Raw genomic sequence first — 2021 nt, 5'->3', positions numbered from 1 at the left:
GTCCCGGCCGCCTCGCTCGGCGCCGCCGCCGCGCTCGGCGTGGTCCTGGTCGTGCTGCCGGGCAACCAGCATTCGGCGCTGGCCATGGCCAAGGTGACCGCCGCTGTGGAGCGCTTCGACCAGCACACCTACCGGATCCACTCCACCTCGGGTTCGAAGTCCTGGGACGGCGCCTTCGACCCGGCGGGGCAATTGGGCGTCCTCACGAACCTGCAGGAGGGGCTGGAGACCCGGTTCGTCGGCGACAAGATGTACAACGAGGAGAGCGAAGGGAGCTGGACTGTCGGACCGCGTCCCGAAGCGGAGCTGGCGAAGGCGTCCGCGATAAACGCCCTGGTCAAGGGAGCCGCGCTGAATCCCGACGCGGCTCTGCAACGGCTCCGTGAAGCCACTGACGTCCACGAGGACGGCACCGCCTCCGGGCAGGGCTGGACGGGCATCCGGTACGCGTACACGCTGGAGGATTCCGCCGGGACCGATCCCCAGGGAAAGCCGCAAGAGTCGAAGACGGTCACGGGAACCGTGGACGTTGACGACCAGGGGCAGGTGCGGCGGCTGGAGGTCGACTTCCCCGGAGACAGCCACCAGCTCGTCATGGAGTTCAGTGACTTCGGCGCTCCGGTCTCCGTAACCGCCCCGCCCGCCGACCAGGTGCAGCAGCGCCCGGCCGACAGGCAGGACAAGAAGCCGGGTGAGAAGCCGGCCGAGCGTCCTAACCCCAAGACCTCCTGACCTTCCTCGCGACACCCTCACCCGTGGCCCGGCGGTGGCTTGACCCCACCGCCGGGCCACACCGTGCACGGGCCCGAGGGCCTCGCCGGCGTCGTTCGGCGGGTCAGGCTAGAGCCAGCTCGCGCGCACGCTCACGTCCGATTCCCCGTCGGGCGCGGTGCCGCGTCCGGCAACACCGCCCTCGCCGCGCTACTCGACAGGCCACCCTGCCGTCGAACAGCCAACGGTGCGAGCTGGGCTGGAACCGGGAAGCTGATTTCCCAGGTCAGGACCTATATGGCGGCTGGTGCCACGTTGGTTAACGGCACCCCAAGAGGTCGTTCATGTCGTCATCGTGCCGAGCAGGAGCTACCCGCGAGTCTCGGACACACCGCCCAGCGGGCCAGCCTCCATCAAGATCAATCTCACCGATAATCGCTGTACCGATGTTCCCCGAGGCCATAGTCAGCAGTGGGTCGGAGAGATAGGAGTCTGGGGCCGTAGAACCGGGCTAGGACGAGGAACGGAGTTCCGCAGCCACCGCCCGCTCCCGCAACTGAGCCGCCTCTGCCCGTACCGCCTCCAGCTCCGCACGCAGATCCTCGAGCCGTACCCGCTCCAGCCTCAACTCCCCCATCAACCGATCGCGCTCCTTCACCGCGGCGTCAGCCCGCGACCTCTCCCGCGAGACCAGCTTCCGCTCCCGGGACAGCGCCGCCGAGGACTCCGCCACCGTCTCCTCCAGCCGTTCCACCTCGGCCGCGGCCTGCGCGGCGTCCTTGAGCGCCACCGCTCGATCCCGCTCTGCCTCGGCCGCTGCCCGCTCAGCCGTGACGGCCCGTTCCACGGCCCGATCTCGTTCCTGCGCCGCCGCCTCCGCGCGGGCCTGCGCCCCGACCACCTCCCGCTCGGCCTGCTCGCACGCCCGAACAGCCGCCGCCGTCTCGTCCCGAGCCCGCTCGCGTTCCTCGCGTGCCAGATCTGCGTCCTCCCGAGCCTGTACGGCCTGCGCCCGCGCCTCGGCGGTACGCCGCTCGGCCAGCTCAACCCGCTCGGCAAGCTCCTGAACGGCCTGATCCCTGGCCTGCTCCGTCAACTCCACCCGGTGGAGCGCCTCCTCGGCCCGCCGCTCGGCCTCCTCCGCGCGCCGTTGCGCCTCCTCGGCCGTCTGCAACGCCTGCCGTTCGGTGCTCGCCGCCTCCCGCAACGCGGCCAGTGCCTGCTCCCGCGCCCGCTCGGCATCCCCCAGGGCCGTCTCCCGCTCGCCTTCCGCCTCTTCCAGCCGCGTCCGCATCTCGGCCGTCTGCCTG

General features: G+C 70.9%; 1 protein-coding gene and 1 pseudogene. One reads left to right on the top strand and one right to left on the bottom strand.

All coding sequences use genetic code 11. The annotated features are described in order from the left end of the window. The coding region (locus AB0J09_RS63355; protein ID WP_360713979.1) for a hypothetical protein at nt 1-732 on the top strand (732 nt) is incomplete at its 5' end. Nucleotides 733-1222: 490 nt separating this feature from the next. Here the strand turns inward: AB0J09_RS63355 and AB0J09_RS63350 are convergent. Then, nucleotides 1223-2021, bottom strand: a pseudogene (locus tag AB0J09_RS63350) (hypothetical protein); the annotation flags it as partial.

It is taken from the genome of Nonomuraea sp. NPDC049784, assembly GCF_040659615.1.
Taxonomy (GTDB): domain Bacteria; phylum Actinomycetota; class Actinomycetes; order Streptosporangiales; family Streptosporangiaceae; genus Nonomuraea.
The sequence above is the reverse complement of the archived record's forward strand: the minus strand, read 5'-3'. Positions and strand labels throughout refer to the sequence as shown.